Below are 18,385 nucleotides of genomic sequence, written 5' to 3'. Positions count from 1 at the left end.
ACAGCTAAGGGCTTAGTTTATAATATGGAATTTGTTCAGAGCCAAGCTCCGAACTTTAGTCTGCAAGCCACCTGTTAATTGTTCCGTTACCCATAAACCACTGGATAACAAGAATAATGGCACTTGCTATGACTGTTATCAATTTGTTATCAAAAGACTAATCGAAATCGCTGAAACCCGCATAAACACTGGCTTTTTTAAGCAACTCGATTTATTCGAGTTCGATGGTTCCAGGCGGTTTGCTCGTAAGATCGTAGAATACGCGGTTTACGCCCTTTACTTCGTTGATGATGCGGTTCATGCACTTCTTGAGTACTTCGAACGGGATGTTCGTCACTTCTGCGGTCATGAAATCGTCGGTTTCGACGGCACGCAGTACGACGGCATAGTCGTAGGTACGGAAGTCACCCATGACGCCGACGGAGCGGACGTTCGTGAGCGCTGCGAAGTACTGGTTGATCTGACGATCGAGACCGGCCTTCGCGATCTCCTCACGGTAGATGGCGTCGGCGTCCTGTACGATGCGCACCTTCTCCGGGGTGACCTCTCCGATGATACGTACGCCGAGACCTGGGCCTGGGAACGGCTGACGGTATACGAGATACTCCGGCAGTCCGAGCTCGAGGCCGACACGACGAACCTCGTCCTTGAAGAGGAGGCGTAACGGCTCGATGATCTCCTTGAACTCGACATCCTTTGGCAGGCCGCCGACATTGTGATGCGACTTGATCACAGCGCCCTTGCCGAGGCCGGATTCTACGACGTCCGGATAGATCGTTCCCTGGCAGAGGAAATCGACGGCACCTATCTTCTTCGCCTCACGCTCGAAGACACGGATAAACTGCTCACCGATGATCTTCCGCTTCTGCTCCGGCTCGGTCACGCCGGCGAGCTTCTCGAAGTACTCCGGTCCGGCATTCACACGGATGAAATTGAGGTCATACTGGCCGTTCGGTCCGAAGATGGACTCGACCTCGTCGCCCTCGTTCTTACGAAGGAGACCGTGATCAACGAATACACAGGTCAGCTGCTTACCGATGGCCTTTGCCATCAGGGTCGCGGCTACAGAGGAATCGACACCGCCGCTCAGTGCGAGCAGTACCTTACCATCCTTTACGGTCTCGCGGATCTCCTGGATCTTATCCTGTACGAAGGTCTCCATCTTCCAGTCGCCTGCGCACTTGCAGACATCATACAGGAAGTTATGGAAGAGCTTGTGTCCCTCGACGGAGTGCTGTACCTCCGGGTGGAACTGTACGGCGTAGATCTGACGTGCCGGATCTTCCATGCCGGCCACCGGACAGTCTGCGGTATGGGCGATGATATGGAAGCCCTCCGGTACCTCGGCGATGTAATCCGTGTGGGACATCCACATCGTGGTCTCCTCAGAGATGCCATGCAGTACAGAATCCTGACGATCGATGAGCACCTTCGTGTGACCATACTCGGAAACCGGTGCGGTCTTAACGACGCCGCCGAGCTCATACGCGATCAGCTGTGCACCGTAGCAGATGCCGAGGATCGGGATTCCCATCGAGAAGATGGCCGGGTCGATATGCTGGGACTCTTCCTTATACACGGACTGCGGTCCGCCGGTAAAGATGATTCCCTTCGGGTTCAGAGCCTTCAACTGATCGAGGCCCATGGAAGACGGATGCACCTCGGCATAGACACCGAGATCACGAATTCGTCTTGCGATTAGCTGGTTGTACTGTCCACCGAAGTCCAGTACGACGACGAGTTCTTTTGCCATAACGCTCCTTTGCTAGCATACATTCTTCTATTTAAAACATCAAAACGGAAGATTTTTTGTCATTAAATTATTATATGCGACGCTCCTTTCATGCGCAAGATACGAATTATATTTTATACAATATGCAGCATCTCGATGAGGAGCAGCCATGCGAGACCATAATATGTCACAACGGCCACGAGGTCGTTCACGGTCGTGATCAGCGGACCGGACGCCACCGCCGGGTCTACCTTCACCTTATGGAAGAACAGCGGCACCAGGGTGCCGACCAGGCTCGAGATGACGATCGCCACGAGCAGGGAAATGCCTACGCATCCGGAGATCAGCATTGCCCTTCCGAAGGTGTAGCCCTTAAACATCGCGATGTACACGCCGAGACAGATTACCGACAGCACACCGAGCAGGGTGCCGTTGCAGAAGCCGACCTTCATTTCCTTCGCGATCAGGTGCCACTTATCCTTCGCATCGAGGTTCTCGTCCATCAGCACGCGGATCGTCACCGCGAGCGACTGGGTGCCGACGTTACCGGCCATGTCGAGGATCAGTGACTGGAAGCAGATGACGATCGGCAGGATCGCCACGACGCCCTCGAAGGCACCGACCACTGAGGATACGACCATGCCGAGGAAGAGCAGGATGACGAGCCACGGCAGACGCTTCTTCACACTCTCCTGCGTGGTCTCGTTCAGATCTTCCTCGGAGGAGAGACCTGCCAGCTTTGCGTAGTCCTCACTGATCTCGTCGTCGACCGCCTCGGTGACATCCTGCGCCGTGATGATACCGACGATCCGGTGATCCTGGTTCAGCACCGGGAGGGAATCCTCCGCGTAGTCCTTGATCTTCTCGATGCTCTCCGAGATCTTCTCGTGGTCCATCAGGTACGGATAGGAATCACTGATGAGCGTCTCGAGCGGCACGTTGTCGCGGGCAATGATGAGGTCCTTCAGATTGATGGCGCCGCAGAAACGCTTGCGGTCATCCACCACATAGATGGTGGAGATATTGTCATTATCACCGGCCTGCTGGATGAGCTCGTGCATCGCCTGGCGGATCGTCAGATTCCGACGGATGCGGATATAGTTCGTCGTGATGAGACTTCCGATCTCGTCGTCATCGTAGGAATTGATGAGGCGGATCTCGGTTTTCGTCTCGTCGTCGATCATCGGACGAAGCTTGACGCGCACGCTCTCGTCGATATCCTCCCAGAGATCGATCGCATCATCCGCGTCCATCTCGTTGATGATCTCCGCGAGCTTCACGATCCCGATCTCCTCGATATACTCGGACGGATTATCCAGATAGGAAATAACCTCCGCGAGCCACTCCGCATCGAGCGCCGTATAAAGCAGATTCCGCTCCGCCCGGTTCAGAAGCTCGAAGCTCTGCGCGATATCGTTCTCATGGTAGCCGCGGAGCTCCTCGCGCATCTCATCCAGGGAGTGCGATGAGCGGACGATGTCTACGATCTCCTCCGTAAATACAGGTTCCTTTAAAACTTCCTTCATCATGATGAAGCCTCCTTTCTCCCCCGAAAAAAGGGCACAAAAAATCCATCGTCACAAAAGCTGTGCACAATCAGAAGTTGTGAATTCAGTCATAGCGATGGATGAAGGCTTCTATCCTATATAAGGGCGCATCAATCAATGGATTTTACAGCTGCTCCGCCTCCGACATACAAAAGGCATACCAGGCTGTTCATCATCAATCAGCGACCGATTCGGTACGAATCACTCATGACGCCTGCAAAAGAGGCCTAAGTGCTCTGCGTTCACATAGTATACAAGCCCGAATCCATCATTCTGTGTACTTCGACTTCCACTATCACAACTGTCCATATACTTATCCTCCTTTGTTCAGTTTTTTTCATATTAACTATAACATCAAAAAACCGCCGGGGCAAGCGCCCCCGGCGGTGGTAAAACGAAGGTTTACAGCATAGCGTACTTCAGTACGAAGAGGATCGCCAGTACATACATCAGCGGTGTGACAGACTTGCCCTTTCCGGACAGTACGTGAAGCAGCACGTACGAGATGATACCGAGCGAGATACCCTCGGAGATGGAATACAGGAACGGCATCGCGAAGATCGCGATGTATGCCGGGATCGCCTCGAGAAGGTCATCCCACTCTACCTTTACGACCTGCTGGATCATCAGGAATCCGACGATGACCAGTGCCGGAGCGGTCGCGAAGCTCGGGATCGCCAGGAAGATCGGGGAGAAGAACAGTGCAAGCAGGAAGAAGAGACCAGAAACGACCGCGGTGAGACCGGAACGGCCACCCTCTGCGATACCGGAGCTGGACTCAACGAAGGTCGTGATGGTGGAAGTACCGAGGCAGGCACCTACCATGGTACCGATGGAGTCTGCGAGCAGTGCGCCCTTGATCTCCGGAAGCTTGCCATCCTTATCGAGCATGTCTGCCTTGGAAGCACAGCCGATCAGGGTGCCGAGTGTATCGAAGATATCGACGAACAGGAATGCGAACAGTACCGAGAAGAAGTCAAGCGGATGCTCTGCGATGATGGAGAAATCAAACTTGAACAGGGTCGGTGCAATCGATGCAGGCATGGAAACGACACCGGACGGGATCAGGCTGTAGAAGCCGGCATCCGGATTCGGTACGTAGATGCCTGCCAGCTGGCAGAGAATACCGAGGATCCAGGTCACGAAGATACCGATCAGGATGTTACCCTTTACACCCTTGATCACGAGGTAGCCGGTGATGATGATACCGATCAGTGCCAGCAGTACGGTGATACCCTCTGAGTTAAAGGTACCAGCCTTTACAGACTGTGAAAAGCTGAAGATGGTCACAAGTGTGGCAGAATCCACTGCGATGTGGGCGTTCTGAAGACCGATGAAGCAGATGAACAGACCGATACCGACGGAAACACCATACTTCAGTGTCTGCGGAATCGCGTTGAAGATCGCCTCACGAACGTTCGTCAGTGACAGAAGGATGAAGACGAGACCCTCTGCAAATACAGCGGTCAGCGCAACCTCCCAGGAGTAGCCCATGCCCAGAACGACGGTGTACGCGAAGTACGCATTGAGTCCCATACCTGCTGACAGTACAAACGGAAGGTTTGCGAGAAATGCCATGCAGAACGACGCGATCGCCGAAGCCAATGCTGTCGCCGTGAAGATCGCACCGGAGTCCATGCCAGTGGCTCCGAGGATGCTCGGGTTAACGGCCAGAATATAGGCCATGGTCATGAATGTCGTGATACCGGCAATCATCTCGGTACGTACATCCGTACCTTTTTCTTTCAGCTTGAAAAACTTTTCCATACGAAATAGCCTCCTTGTTTTAAACGGCACAGAGCTGATTCTGCGCCATCCACAGGTTACATTTGACCAGTGCTGGTAGTTTGGCAATTAAAACAGCACTCGTCACCCCCTTAAAAAAGAACAGAATCTAGTTTAACACAGTACGACAGAAAAATGTCAGAAATCTGAAAGCGTTTTCGAATTTTCGCTGCTTTTCGTCGATATAACTCAATTTTATGTGTAGCATCACAGAAATATATGAACTATTCATAATCACATTCAGGCCAACGGAGATCCAGCAGCTCTGCACGATGCGCTGAAGCCACACGCTGAACTGTTAAATATCTGTGAAATCAACCAGCGGTTTATTTACAAAGCGGATACAATTCGATAGAATGTGTTTGAAAGCAAGGAAGTCACTACGGTTTTCCTTTGCTCAACGCACTTTGATAAGTGAATATGGGCTAGTACCGGTTTCGACGGGGATGATGCAGCTTTAGAAGCTATCCGAAAGACAGTCGCGTTAAACTTCAAACCTAAATATAAACGCTAACAATAACGAATTAGCATACGCAGCCTAAGTGCTGTGTGGTCAGCCTCGATGCACTCACACATCGAGAATCTGGCCTCATCTATGTGAGAAACGACGTTAAGAGTTTCTCCTCTTAACGGGTGTATCCAGAGAATACCGGCCACCAAAGGACGTGCACATCCTTTGATGGTGGGGAATCTTTAAAGTGTACTACGATAGTAGAAGGAGAGGGAATTCATTTTCGGACACGGGTTCGACTCCCGTCTGGTCCACTTAATAGTGCATATCCGAACTCATCAGAAGGTCAGGATATGCATTTTTATGTTTACATAAAAAGACTCGAGGACACGATTTTTTACGATGCGTGTTTTCGAGTCTTTTTTTGCTTCCTGAATAAAGCATTCATCCACTCCTCTGTCCGTTATCGAAAGATTTTCTAAGGAGCACTGAACTTTATCACGGCACCATGCTATAGCTTCGATGCAAAGTTAATCTGTCTTCTTCTGCTGTCTGCTATAGAATTTTTGCGGGAACTATACTTCATAGCTATAGTTCCATACTGCTCAGCAAGTTACTTTATCCGAGCACAGCTTATAAAATTCTGATAGAAAGCATCATGATTGCTCGAAGCAAGGAGTACTGTACGCTATGGCTATGAAAAAGACTGCACCTCGTGCAAAGCATAAGAAAAATACTGTATATACGGAGGATCCAATCTATAACAACCGGGATTATCACTTCGACTGGGGCATCTTCGGCCAGACGCTGAAACGGCTTCGCCTCGAAGCGGATCTGACGCAGGATGATCTTTCGGCGATCACCGGTATTCCGAGCGCGATGATCTCGCAGTTTGAAACCGCCTATAAAAGCAGGTTTCAGAACACGCCGAAGCACCCGAATCAGGACCAGCTGGTCTGTCTCCTTCGGGCGCTGAATGTCGATGCCAACACACTCTTCGCAGCGAATCTGGCCATGCCGGTCATGTCTGAGCGCGATCGGGCCGTCGAAGTGCTCGTAGAGGGCTTTCGCACCATGCTGAAACGTTCCGAGCTCTATGCGCATTATGACGAAACACCAGGAAAGGATATGACCGAGAAAATCATGAACAGACGGATCTACTTCGAGCCATGGGCCGAGACATCCGTCGCAGAAAAGAAACCGAAGAACTGACTATACAAGAGACCGAACGAAACCTCGTCCGGTCTTTTCATATACTGCTGATTATTTTTTCAGGTACTGTCGGATGTAGTGACCCGTGTAGGATTCCTTCACCTTCGAAACCTCTTCCGGTGTACCCTCTGCGATCACTGTACCGCCACGGTCACCGCCTTCCGGACCGATATCGATGATATAGTCCGCACACTTGATGACATCGAGGTTATGCTCGATGACGATGACGGTGTTCCCGTTTTCCGCGAGACGGTCGAGCATGACGACGAGCTTATGCACATCCGCGAAGTGCAGTCCGGTGGTCGGCTCATCCAGCACATAGATGGTCTTTCCGGTCGGACGACGGCTGAGCTCAGTCGCGAGCTTGATTCGCTGCGCCTCACCACCGGAAAGCTCGGTGCTCGGCTGCCCCAGCTTCACATAGCCGAGGCCGACATCATAGAGTGTCTGAATCTTACGGGTGATGCTCGGCACATTCTTAAAGAAATCCAGCGCCTCCTCGACGGTCATCTCGAGGATATCATAGATGTTCTTCCCCTTATACTTCACCTCCAGGGTTTCACGGTTGAAACGCTTTCCGTTACATACCTCACACGGCACATAAACATCTGGCAGGAAGTTCATCTCGATCTTCACGATACCATCACCCTGGCAGGCCTCGCAGCGTCCACCGCGTACGTTAAAGGAGAAGCGGCCCTTGCTGTAGCCACGTGCCTTCGCATCCGGTGTACCCGCAAAGAGGTCCCGGATCATATCGAAGACGCCGGTATAGGTCGCCGGATTCGAGCGCGGTGTACGTCCGATCGGCGACTGATCGATCGCGATGATCTTATCTAGCTGCTCCACGCCCTCGATGGACTTATAGCGGCCCGGAATCGTCCGCGCACGATTCAGCTTCTTCGCCAGGGTCTTATAAAGGATCTCATTCACGAGCGAGGACTTGCCGGAACCGGATACACCGGTTACACAGGTGAAGACACCGAGCGGGAAGCGGACATCGATGTTTTTCAGATTATGCTCGCTGGCGCCCTTCACGGTAATCCAGCCGTTCGGCTTCCGGCGCGTCTTCGGCACCTCGATCTTCAGCTTACCGCTGAGGTACTGTCCGGTGATACTGCGCGGATTCTGCATGATCTCCTCCGCCGTACCGGTCGCGACGACCTCACCACCCTCCGAACCGGCGCCCGGTCCGATGTCGACGATGTAGTCGGCGGCACGCATGGTATCCTCATCATGCTCGACGACGATCACGGTATTCCCGAGGTCACGAAGGTGCTTCAGCGTCGCGATCAGACGATCGTTATCCCGCTGATGCAGGCCGATACTCGGCTCATCGAGGATATAGGCGACCCCGACGAGACCGGAGCCGATCTGTGTCGCGAGGCGGATACGCTGCGCCTCACCACCGGAAAGTGTCCCGGCGGCCCGGCTCAGGGTCAGGTAATCGAGACCGACATCCAGCATGAACTTAATGCGGCTCCGGATCTCCTTCACGACCTCATCCGCGATCTGATGCTGCATCGGGGTCAGCCGGATCGCTTCGATCCAGTGATAGAAGTGCTCGATGGAGAGCTCCGTCGCCTGGTAGATATTGAGATCAGCGATCGTTACGGCGAGACTCGAGGCCTTCAGACGTGCGCCATGGCAGAGTGCACATGGGGTGATCCGCATGTACTGCTCATAGTCCGCACGCATACGCTCGGAAAAGCACTCACGGTAACGGCGGTTTACATTGGCCAGCAGGCCCTCGAAGGCCACCTGATGCACATTACCCTTTCCAAACTGGGACTCATAGTGCACCGTCACCTTCTCGCCCTTCGTGCCATCCAGGATAATCGAGCGGATCTCCGGCGGATAGTCCTGAAATGGCGTGTCGAGGCTGAAATGATAGGCCTCACTAAGCGCCACCAGCATCGCATGCGTGAAGCTGCCCTCATCCTTCGAGTTCATCCAGCCCGGAACGGTGATCGCTCCTTCGTTCAGACTCAGGCTCTCGTCCGGAATCATCAGCGCCAGATCAAACTCCATCTTATAGCCGATACCGCTGCACTCCGGGCAGGCACCGAAGGGGTTGTTAAAGGAGAAGCTGCGCGGCTCGATCTCGTCGATGGAAACGCCGCAGTCCGGGCAGGCGAAGCTCGTCGAGAAGTTCACCGGCTCACCGCCGATCACGTCGACGGTCATCTGACCGCCGGTCAGGCCCATGACCTGTTCGATCGACTCGGTGAGACGCGCCTCGATGCCCTCGCGTATCACGAGACGATCGACCACGATCTCGATGGTATGGCGGATGTTCTTATCGAGGCGGATGTCCTCCGAAAGCTCATACATGTTTCCGTCCACACGTACACGTACATAGCCGGAGCGGCGGGCCGAGTCGAGCACCTTCTCGTGCATGCCCTTCTTGCCGCGGACGATCGGTGCCAGCAGCTGGATCCGGGTGCCCTCCGGCATCAGAAGCAGCTGATCCACGATCTCATCGACCGTCTGGCGCTTGATCTCGCGGCCGCACTTCGGACAGTGTGGCGTGCCGACGCGTGCGTACAGAAGACGCATATAATCATAAATCTCTGTGACGGTACCGACCGTCGAACGCGGATTCCGGTTCGTCGACTTCTGATCGATCGAAATCGCCGGGCTGAGGCCCTCGATGAGGTCCACCGCCGGCTTCTCCATCTGCCCCAGAAACTGACGCGCATAGGATGACAGGGACTGCATATAACGACGCTGTCCCTCTGCATAGATCGTATCAAAGGCGAGGGAGGACTTTCCGGAGCCGGAGAGGCCGGTCATCACGACCAGCTCATCGCGCGGGATATCCACATCCACATGCTTCAGATTGTGCTCACTGGCACCTCGAATTTTTATATAGTTCTTACCCATAAGAAATATCCTCAAAAATAATCCGGCAAACAAACGTTTGTCGGATTATTTTACCACGCTTTAAAATAATATTCAAGAGTTCCGAAGAAACAGCTGGATCCGCTCGGTGATGAGTCCGGCCACGAGTCCGATCAGCGCACCGGCGATCACCCCGGCCACCATCAGTACCGGCAGATAGTAAAACAGCACCTGACTGTGCAGCAGCGCTACAGCCGCCAGCAGCTGTCCGACGTTATGCATCACACCGCCACTGACGCTCACGACGGTACGGTGAAAGTCACCTGCCTTCCGCATCAGAAGCATTGTCCCAAAACTCAGTGCAAAGCCGGCGATCGAGTACGCGAGTGTCATCGTGTTTCCGAACATGAAGCTGACGAGGAGGATGCGGAGGAAGCTGATCACAAGCGTCGGCAGCGCACCGATCGAGTAGAGGCCGATCACCGTCACGATGTTCGGGAGGCCAAGCTTTACGCCCGGCACGCCGATATTGATCGGGATCATGGCCTCAACGTAGCTCAGCACCATCGCAAGCGCCAGCAGCATCCCATATAAACTTGTTTTTCGTGCATTCATAAATCACCCTTTTCGCATGTTTTCGGGGCGCATCCCCACGCTCATGCCGCCGATTATAACGGAGATCTCGCCAAAAGAAAAGACGGCACCCAAATGGATACCGTCATTGCTTCTTTTAGTTCAAAATACTATTCTTGTAACGATATATGCTTACAATGAAGGTACTTGGAAAAAAATTAAAGCTTTACTACGTTGACTGCCTGAGGTCCCTTAGCGCCGTCCTGAACGTCGAACTCTACCTTCTGGCCCTCATCGAGAGACTTGAAACCGTCTCCAGCGAGTCCTGAATAGTGAACGAAAACGTCCTTGCCATTCTCATCAGAGATGAAGCCGTAGCCCTTCTGATTGTTGAACCACTTAACTGTACCCTTCATTGTGTCTACCTCCATAAAATCTGCAGCCTTATCGCTGCACGAATTTCATCTTAGCATAATCAAAATTCTGCGTCAATCGAATGTTCACGCGTCTCGATCTGCGTTTTCGGACATAGCCTCCGGGTCAGAAACACAGCGTCCACAGGCCGTCGCCAATGTCTCCATCAGCGTGCCTGCCCGGGCAGGGATCAGTTCGCGGAAGCAAATGCCTTCAGCTCGTTCTCCTGATCGATGCGCATGTGACACTTCTTATACTTCTTGCCGGATCCGCAAGGGCAGAGGTCGTTCGGGTAGATCTTCTTGCCTTCACGACGGATGGTGTTGGATGCCTTCTGCTTGCGGTAGAGCTCGTGACGCTTCTCCTCGGAAAGGATCGCATCCCACTCAGGAAGACCGTAGAGCCAGCTTGCCTTCGCCTCGACCATGTTGTAGTACAGGGTCTCCGGATCGATCTCGATCTTCACCTGTGTATCCTCATCCATGGTGTCGATCGGGTTGTGATAGCCCTTTAAGGAATCATCGATACCATCGAGCACACCTGTGAAGTGGAAAACGTCGATGCCGAAGTGATCCGCGAGCTCCTTGACCGTGCCCTCATATACGTGGCTCGGATCCTTCAGAATCTCCTCATAGAAGCCCTTCTCCAGAGCGAAATACTCTTGCCAGAGTGTCTCCTGCTCGGCCTTGGAAAGACCGTCGCCGTATGCCTTCGTTCTCCAGTTTTCAAGTAATGTTGCCATAAATTCTCCTCACCCATCACGGGTTCTTTCTATATAAATTCATCTGTGGCCGTCTTCCCGCAGGATACACAGGCACACAAAAAGGTCCGTGGACCACACAGAACTTTATAGTACCACGGACCTCTGGAAATATCAATTTTTTATGCTCTAATTATCTGAGATCCGGAGTATAGATGGTATCCATATCATCGAACTCCTGGTTCTCGCCGCCCATCGCCCAGATGAAGGTATAGTTGTGTGTACCTGCAGCGCTGTGGATAGACCATGACGGAGAAATCACAGCATCATAGTTATGCATCACGATGTGTCTGGTCTCGGTCGGCTCACCCATCAGATGGAATACGACCTGGTCCTCCGGCACCTCGAAGTAGGTATAGATCTCCATACGACGCTCATGTGTATGTGACGGCATCGTGTTCCATACAGAACCCGGCTGAAGCTCGGTCATACCCATGCTGAGCTGCGCGGTCTTGAGAACATCCGGGTGGATGAACTGGTTGATCACACGAGCATTGGCCAGCTCAGGCTCGCCACATGGACGATGATTTGCCTCGGCCATGGTGATCAGCTTCGTCTCGTAGCTTACGTGTGCCGGTGCGGAAACCATGTAGAACTTCGCCGGCTTCTCTGCATCATCTGAGGAGAAGAGCACTTCCTTCGCACCCTTCGTGATGTAGAGGCAGTCCTTGTAGCCGAGCTTGTACTCTGTACCGTCAACGACGATCTTACCAGCGCCATCGCCGATGTTGAAGATACCGATCTCGCGGCGCTCGAGGATGTAGTGTGTACCGAAGTTTGCCCAGCAGTCGATACCCTTATCGAGGGAAACGACCTCGTGTACCGGCATACATCCGAAGGTCACCATACGGTCAACGTGTGAGTATACCGCAACGACCTCATCCGGCTTGTAAAGACCGGTGATCAGGAACTCATCCCGAAGCTCCTGTGTTGTGTATCGCTTCACATCTCTCTGGTTTGCACTGTAACGAATATCCATAAAAACCTCCTGTATCTGGCTGTGCGCCACGTGTTTTGTATCTGTTTCAAGCATCTCTAGTATACTCTAGTTAACCGGTTTTGCAAACGGTTTTTCGACAGTTCAGCGAATTACCTCAGAAGACCTGCAACAGAAGCACAGTACTCCGAGACCGGTTCAATCTAAGCCGGGGACCCTAAGCGGCACTAGGCCCTCTGCAATCGCTGAGTTTTCTTTATGAAAACTCAGCGTTGCTAGAGGGTTCCAGGGAGAGATAACACCAAGTGCCGCTAAGGGGACCCGACTTGATTTCACACGTTCTCTACGTATGGCTTCTGTTGCAGGTCTTCCGAGGCACCTAAGCGGCACTGTCAGCTGATTATGACTATTTTTCAAATCGAGTAAGCTCGTCTCCGGAAATGTAATCGGTAGCGTCTGTCGGGAGGCCCTTCTTCCGAAGCAGGTGGCTGCTCACGCGCTGTACGAAATTGAGGATGACGGCCCAGATCGGGACCGCGACGATCATTCCGACGAAGCCGAAGAGGCCGCCGAACAGGAGGATCGAGAACAGTACCCAGAAGCTGCTGAGACCGGTCGAGTCGCCGAGGATGCGCGGGCCGAGGATATTGCCGTCGAACTGCTGCAGAACCAGGACGAAGATGAGAAAGTATACACTCTGCATCGGGCTCGTCAGCAGAATCAGGATGAAGGATGGGATCGCACCGATGAACGGACCGAAGAACGGAATCACGTTCGTTACGCCGACGATGACGGAAACGAGCATCGTGTACGGCATCTTCATAAAGCTCAGGCAGAAGAAGCAGAGCCAGCCGATGATGAGGGAGTCGATGATCTTACCGACGATGAATCCGCCGAAGACCCGGTTGATGTAGGCGAACTCCTGCACCACAAGCTCTGCCCACTTCTTCGGAAGCAGCGCGAAGGTCAGCTTCCTGGATTCTCCCAGCATGGACTCCTTGATGTTCAGAAGGTAGATCATCACGATGAGGCCGATAAAGATGTTCTTAAACCAGTTGACCACTGACCAGATACCGATACCGAGCGACGCCACGATGCTCTGCATGTTCGGCATCAGATGATTCTGCAGGAAATTCATGATGTACTCATACGCGATGTTGTAGTACTGCTGCACGGCTTCCCGTACCTCTGGATAATCCTGAAGGTAGTTCATGATGTTCCGGTAGGTCTGCGACAGATCCTGCGGCAGCGTCGCGATCAGATTCGCGACGGAGCTGTAGAGCTGCGGGATGATCATCGACACGAGGCCGACAGCCAGTACCAGTACGGTCAGAAGCGCCACCAGAGTGCCTGCCGCACGTGCGATCATGCGAGGTGCAGCACTCGTGGCCGGCTTCGCCGCCGTTTCTCTGCCTGGCGCAGCTGCAGTATCCGAAGCTGCCGCTGTGGGGGTTGATCCGGCTTTCTCCGGATCCGCCGGTTCGCTCGTGTCCGTCGGTGCTTCTGCTGACGACGAAGCCGAAGCTGCCTTCAGTGACGGGGCTGCAGCTTTTCGTCCTCCCAGCAGATTGTAGACGAAGTGATAGACATGATTATAGATCGGTGCGGTGATGTATGCGATCACCGCACCATAAATGATCGGTGCCAGAATCGACACCAGCGTGCCGCCAAACGCACGGATCTTTCCGAAATTTATCAGAATCGTCGCCACGAGTACGCTCGCCGCGATCACCAGAAAGGCGGTGATGCCCCAACGAATCTGCTGCTCCCACTGTTCTCTCTTCAACGGACTGCACTCCTAAAATAGATTAAAACAAATGAAATCAATACTACACATCTATGATACACAAAAGGCTATGTAAATGCGATGGTTTCACAGAAATTTCACGGGAGGCAAAACGGGTCAAGTAGCTTTGCCAACGCAAAGCTCTGAATACGCTCGCCGCTAAGGCCTCCTAAGGAAACCTTAGGAGCTTTGTCTCGCCGCCCGGGGCATCCATGCGCCGCTCCGCGCTACGCGCGGCCCTCTCATGGATATGTACAAAAAAACCGACAGGCATGTTGCCTGTCGGTCCAAATCATAAGATTTTCGGAGTAACACCAGAACGCCGTACTACACGCTTGACTCCTAGCTCTCTTGCTAGGTGGGAAACCTCACGTATGCCACTATAGTCCTCGGCCCGAAGGGAGGCGTTATATTATGCATACAGATATTGGAGCCCCGTAGGTCGTATTTGTAGGTTCAATATGTGCAGCCTCGTACGTCCCAGCTCTTTACTTCTATCGGAATTATAGCAAAGCAAAAAACTTCAATCAAGTATCGATTTACTTCCAGTCATAAATCAGCAGCAGTGTGCCGTCTTTCACGGAGATCTCCGCCTCTGTACCGACGAATTCGTTGCTGAGTCCGGTCGGCATCATGTTACTGAGGGTCACATCCGTAACGATGTACTTAAAACCACGCTCGGTGACACCGTGGCACTCGTCGCTCAGCGAGAGCGCCGAGAAGTAACCCTGCATTTCCTTCGGGAAACACACGCTTTCGTTCCGAATCGCACGCACCAGCTGATGCTCAGCATAGAGATAGCCATGCATCCCCTGCTGCGCGAGGAAGCCGAGGATCTGCAGATTTGCGATGGAGTGATCGATCCGCTTCCCCGTGCCGCCGATGAGATGGAAGGAACGAAAGCCTCGCTCCATGCCGATCCGTACACAGGCCAGCATGTCCGGGTCGTTTTTGATCGGATCGATGACCCGTGTCTCGACGCCGTCCAGCTCGATGCGCTGCAGATGGTGGATATACTCGGCCTTCTCCGCATCCGCGAAGATATCGAGGTCCTTCACCGGTCCGGTGACGCCCTTCACGCCCTCCACCTCCATCGAGTCGAAATCGCCCACCACGAGGTCCGGGACGATGCCTACGGCCTTCAGATTCTCATACCCCGCATCGGCTGCGATCACGTAGTCCTCTTCCGCCGGCTGAAACGGCATCCCGAAGAAATCGCCGGCCCCCACGATGATGCAGCGACCTTTATTCTCGCCAGCATCGATCCTTCCATCATATCCACTTGTCTGCTTTTCTTCTGTCACTCTGTTATCCTCGATTCTCAGCTTCTGTCCGCCTGCTGCTCGTTTTCCAGTTTCTTCAGCTTCTGTTCCCGGAGCGCTGCGAAGAAATCACTCATGAGGGCTGCGCAGGCATCCTTCTCTACATCCGTCCGGACCTCACAGCGGTGATTGAAGCGCTTCTCATGCAGCATGTCCAGCACGGAGCCGCAACAACCCGCCTTCGGGTTCATGGAGCCGATCACGACGCGCGGAACACGGGCCTGCACGATCGCCCCGGCGCACATCGGGCAGGGCTCGAGGGTCACATACATCGTACAGTCCTCGACCCGCCAGTCCTCGAGAGCCCTGCACGCCTGCCGGATGGCGATCACCTCCGCATGCATCAGTGCACTCCGATCCTTGTTTCGCCGGTTGTAGCCGCGCCCAAGGATGGTGCCCGGCTCGATACCGAGGGAGGCCGCATGCTGGTCCGCCTTGCTCGCGGGATTCGTCCCATCATAAACGATGATGCACCCAATGGGTACATCATCGTGCTTCAGCGCCTTCCGGGCTTCCCGGATCGCCAGATTCATATAGTATTCATCGCGCTCCGGACCTGCTGCCGGAATCTTCACTGTTTTCATTCTTTTTCTGATCCTTCCAGATATCTGTTCGACTGAAGCTCACCGTCATAGATTTTCCTGTCCACGTCGTGCCCGTCTCACGCCTTCTGCTGATCTCTCTTGATCAGAATCCGAATCGCCTCGATCGCCGTGCGGATCGCCTTATCGGTGTCATGCTCGATCTCGTTACTGAGTCCCTTCTTCGCGCGCTCCTGGTTCGACATGATGAAGAGCACCGCACCTGCACGCACATGCAGGTAGGAAGCCACGGTAAAGAGTGCCGCTGACTCCATCTCGGACGCCTTGCAGCCGAGCTTCAGCCAGGCCTGCCACTTATTGAGGAGCTCATAGCTCACCGGCAGGTCCTCCGGCTTATGCTGCCCATAAAAGGCATCCTTACACTCGACCACGCCCACATGATGACGCAGTCCGAGATTTCCGGCTGCCTGGTACAGCGCCATCTCGACCTCGAAATCGGATACCGCCGGCCACTCGATCGGCGCATACTCCTTCGAGGTGCCCTCCATACGGACCGCACCACTCGCGATCACGACATCGCCGGACTGCACATCGAGGTCCATACCGCCCGCTGTACCGACACGGATGAAGGTGTCCGCCCCGCACATATGCAGCTCCTCGACCGCAATCGACGCCGACGGCCCGCCGATACCGGTGGAGGTCACGGAAACCAGAACGCCGTCCAGCGTACCCGTATAGGTCACATACTCCCGATGATCCGCTACAAATACCGGATCATCGAAATACTTCGCGATCTTCTCACAGCGCTTCGGGTCGCCCGGCAGGATCACGTACCGTCCGACCTGCCCCGGTGCCACACCGATGTGATACATCGTCTTATCTTCTGAATAATTAATCATATTTCTATCCTCTACGATCCTGGGCCGATGCTGACCGCTCTACGTCGGACCCACCCACCCGGGATCCTTCACCACAGATTCCTGTGTAAAAACCGATTTCCGGGCATACACCCGGAAATCTTCCTTCACGATTCTGATGATGCTCAGGCGAGCTCCAGTGCCACACGCATCATCTGGTCAAAGCCGACCTGTCGCTCATCCGGGCTCAGGGACTCGCCGCGAAGCAGCTGATCGGAAACGGTCAGCAGGCAGAGTGCATGCTTATGTGCATACGCTGCGTTCATATAGAGTGCGGCGGCCTCCATCTCGGCGGCCATGATGCCCATACGTGCCCAGCGCTGATTCACATCCGGACGGGCATCGTAGAAGATATCCGAAGAGAGGATGTTCCCGACCTTGACATTGATCCCGAGCTTCTCTGCCGCTTCCACTGCCTTCTTGAGGAGGCCGTAATCTGCGATCGCAGAGAAGGTGCCCGGAAGCTCGAACTGCTTTCCATAGTTCGAATCCGTGCAGGCGCCCATGCCGATGATAACATCCTTCAGTTTGACCTCTGGCTGGATGGCACCCGCGGAGCCGATACGGATGATGTTATCGACGTCGTAGGTATGAAACAGCTCGTAGGAGTAGATACCGATGGACGGCATGCCCATGCCACTGCCCATCACCGTGATCTTCTTACCCTTGTAAGTTCCGGTGAAGCCCAGCATGTTTCGAACGGTGTTGAAGCAGACCGGATTCTCGAGATAGGTTTCTGCGATAAACTTCGCGCGAAGCGGATCGCCCGGCATCAGAACGGTTTTCGCGATATCGCCAAGCGCTGCTTTGTTGTGAGGTGTAGACATAGTGATTCTCCTTTCGATTTTGTTCAAAGTATTCACTCATCAGATTTTCAGATCCGATTTCGATGATGTTCAAAATATTGGTTTGTCAGGTTTTCAGGTCCGAAGCTCTCTGGAAGCAACTGCTCGAGCGTGTAGCTTCGGTAGTCCTCCGTCGACTTCGCGAGGATGATCTCGAAGCTCTTTGGATCACAGAACTCACGCAGTGCCTGCCGACAGATGCCACACGGAGCGCAGAACTGAAGCTCACCCTCCTCCGGTCCTCCGGTGATGACGATGCGGTCAAACTCCTTCACGCCCTCGCTGACGGCATGAAAGAGCGCCGTACGCTCGGCACAGTTCGATACGCCATAGCTCGCGTTTTCGATGTTGCAGCCACCGTATACCTTTCCGTTTTTTGCGAGGAGTGCAACGCCCACATGGAAATGGGAGTACGGAACATAGCTGTAGTTCCGCATATCCAGCGCCTTCTCGATCAGGCTTTTCAAATCTGTATTTTCTATATTCATGTACTATCCTTTCAAAATCCGCAGGTCGCGAAAACATGTCCTGCTTTGTTGCTTCATTATACCATATTCTTCCCATATATCCGATAGACAGAAAAAAACATCTGTCCGAAAATTCGGGCAATAAAAAATGACGTTTTCCGAAAAGCCTCAAAAAACGTCATGTACGCTCGTGCGGCTCACGGGACTTGAACCCGCACATCAGAGATACAGGAACCTAAATCCTGCGCGTCTGC

The 18,385-nt window shown here is 53.5% G+C and carries 15 protein-coding genes and 1 other RNA gene; 2 read left to right on the top strand and 14 right to left on the bottom strand.

All coding sequences use genetic code 11. The annotated features are described in order from the left end of the window. Positions 1-211 precede the first annotated feature (211 nt). The 3 genes from guaA to ACK8P7_RS00070 form a co-directional block, all read right to left on the bottom strand. Positions 212-1,753 carry a glutamine-hydrolyzing GMP synthase gene (gene guaA, locus ACK8P7_RS00080; protein WP_410042214.1) on the bottom strand — a complete coding sequence of 514 codons (1,542 nt, stop codon included), beginning with the start codon at positions 1,751-1,753 and terminating at the stop codon, positions 212-214. A 113-nt stretch (positions 1,754-1,866) separates the two neighbouring features. After that, a complete protein-coding gene (gene mgtE, locus ACK8P7_RS00075) occupies positions 1,867-3,261 on the bottom strand; it encodes a magnesium transporter (RefSeq protein WP_410042213.1) in 1,395 nt (464 codons plus the stop codon). A gap of 420 nt (positions 3,262-3,681) precedes the next feature. After that, entirely contained in the window at positions 3,682-5,046 is a 1,365-nt protein-coding gene (locus ACK8P7_RS00070) for an NCS2 family permease (protein WP_410042212.1), read from the bottom strand. A gap of 440 nt (positions 5,047-5,486) precedes the next feature. Here ACK8P7_RS00070 and ssrA point away from each other — a divergent pair. Then, positions 5,487-5,832, top strand: a transfer-messenger RNA (tmRNA) gene (gene ssrA / locus ACK8P7_RS00065). 373 nt (positions 5,833-6,205) lie between these two features. Beyond that, the gene (locus ACK8P7_RS00060; protein ID WP_410042211.1) at positions 6,206-6,727 is read left to right on the top strand and encodes a helix-turn-helix domain-containing protein; all 522 of its coding nucleotides are present in this window, start codon (positions 6,206-6,208) and stop codon (positions 6,725-6,727) included. A 51-nt stretch (positions 6,728-6,778) separates the two neighbouring features. Here the strand turns inward: ACK8P7_RS00060 and uvrA are convergent, their stop codons facing one another. From uvrA to ACK8P7_RS00005, 11 genes are all read right to left on the bottom strand, one after another. Further along, the gene (gene uvrA / locus ACK8P7_RS00055; protein WP_410042210.1) at positions 6,779-9,610 is read right to left on the bottom strand and encodes an excinuclease ABC subunit UvrA; all 2,832 of its coding nucleotides are present in this window, start codon (positions 9,608-9,610) and stop codon (positions 6,779-6,781) included. A 72-nt stretch (positions 9,611-9,682) separates the two neighbouring features. After that, the gene (locus ACK8P7_RS00050) at positions 9,683-10,183 is read right to left on the bottom strand and encodes a Gx transporter family protein (protein ID WP_410042209.1); all 501 of its coding nucleotides are present in this window, start codon (positions 10,181-10,183) and stop codon (positions 9,683-9,685) included. 176 nt (positions 10,184-10,359) lie between these two features. After that, complete coding sequence (locus ACK8P7_RS00045; protein WP_410042208.1) at positions 10,360-10,557, bottom strand: cold-shock protein; 198 nt, start codon at positions 10,555-10,557, stop codon at positions 10,360-10,362. 188 nt (positions 10,558-10,745) lie between these two features. Further along, a complete protein-coding gene (locus tag ACK8P7_RS00040) occupies positions 10,746-11,297 on the bottom strand; it encodes an SEC-C metal-binding domain-containing protein (RefSeq protein WP_410042207.1) in 552 nt (183 codons plus the stop codon). Between the two features lie 151 nt (positions 11,298-11,448). Then, on the bottom strand, positions 11,449-12,294 hold the full coding sequence (gene kduI / locus ACK8P7_RS00035) for a 5-dehydro-4-deoxy-D-glucuronate isomerase (protein WP_410042206.1): 846 nt from the start codon (positions 12,292-12,294) through the stop codon (positions 11,449-11,451). A gap of 364 nt (positions 12,295-12,658) precedes the next feature. Beyond that, the gene (locus ACK8P7_RS00030) at positions 12,659-14,038 is read right to left on the bottom strand and encodes an AI-2E family transporter (RefSeq protein WP_410042205.1); all 1,380 of its coding nucleotides are present in this window, start codon (positions 14,036-14,038) and stop codon (positions 12,659-12,661) included. 539 nt (positions 14,039-14,577) lie between these two features. Then, a complete protein-coding gene (locus tag ACK8P7_RS00025) occupies positions 14,578-15,342 on the bottom strand; it encodes a thiamine diphosphokinase (RefSeq protein ID WP_410042204.1) in 765 nt (254 codons plus the stop codon). A 17-nt stretch (positions 15,343-15,359) separates the two neighbouring features. Then, on the bottom strand, positions 15,360-15,944 hold the full coding sequence (locus tag ACK8P7_RS00020) for a nucleoside deaminase (protein WP_410042203.1): 585 nt from the start codon (positions 15,942-15,944) through the stop codon (positions 15,360-15,362). A 77-nt stretch (positions 15,945-16,021) separates the two neighbouring features. Beyond that, complete coding sequence (gene udp, locus ACK8P7_RS00015) at positions 16,022-16,801, bottom strand: uridine phosphorylase (RefSeq protein ID WP_410042202.1); 780 nt, start codon at positions 16,799-16,801, stop codon at positions 16,022-16,024. Between the two features lie 143 nt (positions 16,802-16,944). Beyond that, positions 16,945-17,646, bottom strand: coding sequence for a purine-nucleoside phosphorylase (gene deoD, locus ACK8P7_RS00010; protein WP_410042201.1), 702 nt, complete (start codon positions 17,644-17,646; stop codon positions 16,945-16,947). A gap of 47 nt (positions 17,647-17,693) precedes the next feature. Then, the gene (locus tag ACK8P7_RS00005; protein WP_410042200.1) at positions 17,694-18,152 is read right to left on the bottom strand and encodes a cytidine deaminase; all 459 of its coding nucleotides are present in this window, start codon (positions 18,150-18,152) and stop codon (positions 17,694-17,696) included. Between the last annotated feature and the right edge of the window lie 233 nt (positions 18,153-18,385).

Origin of the sequence: Oribacterium sp. P9 (assembly GCF_046365365.1) — a bacterium.
GTDB lineage: Bacteria > Bacillota > Clostridia > Lachnospirales > Lachnospiraceae > Oribacterium.
The sequence above is the reverse complement of the archived record's forward strand: the minus strand, read 5'-3'. Positions and strand labels throughout refer to the sequence as shown.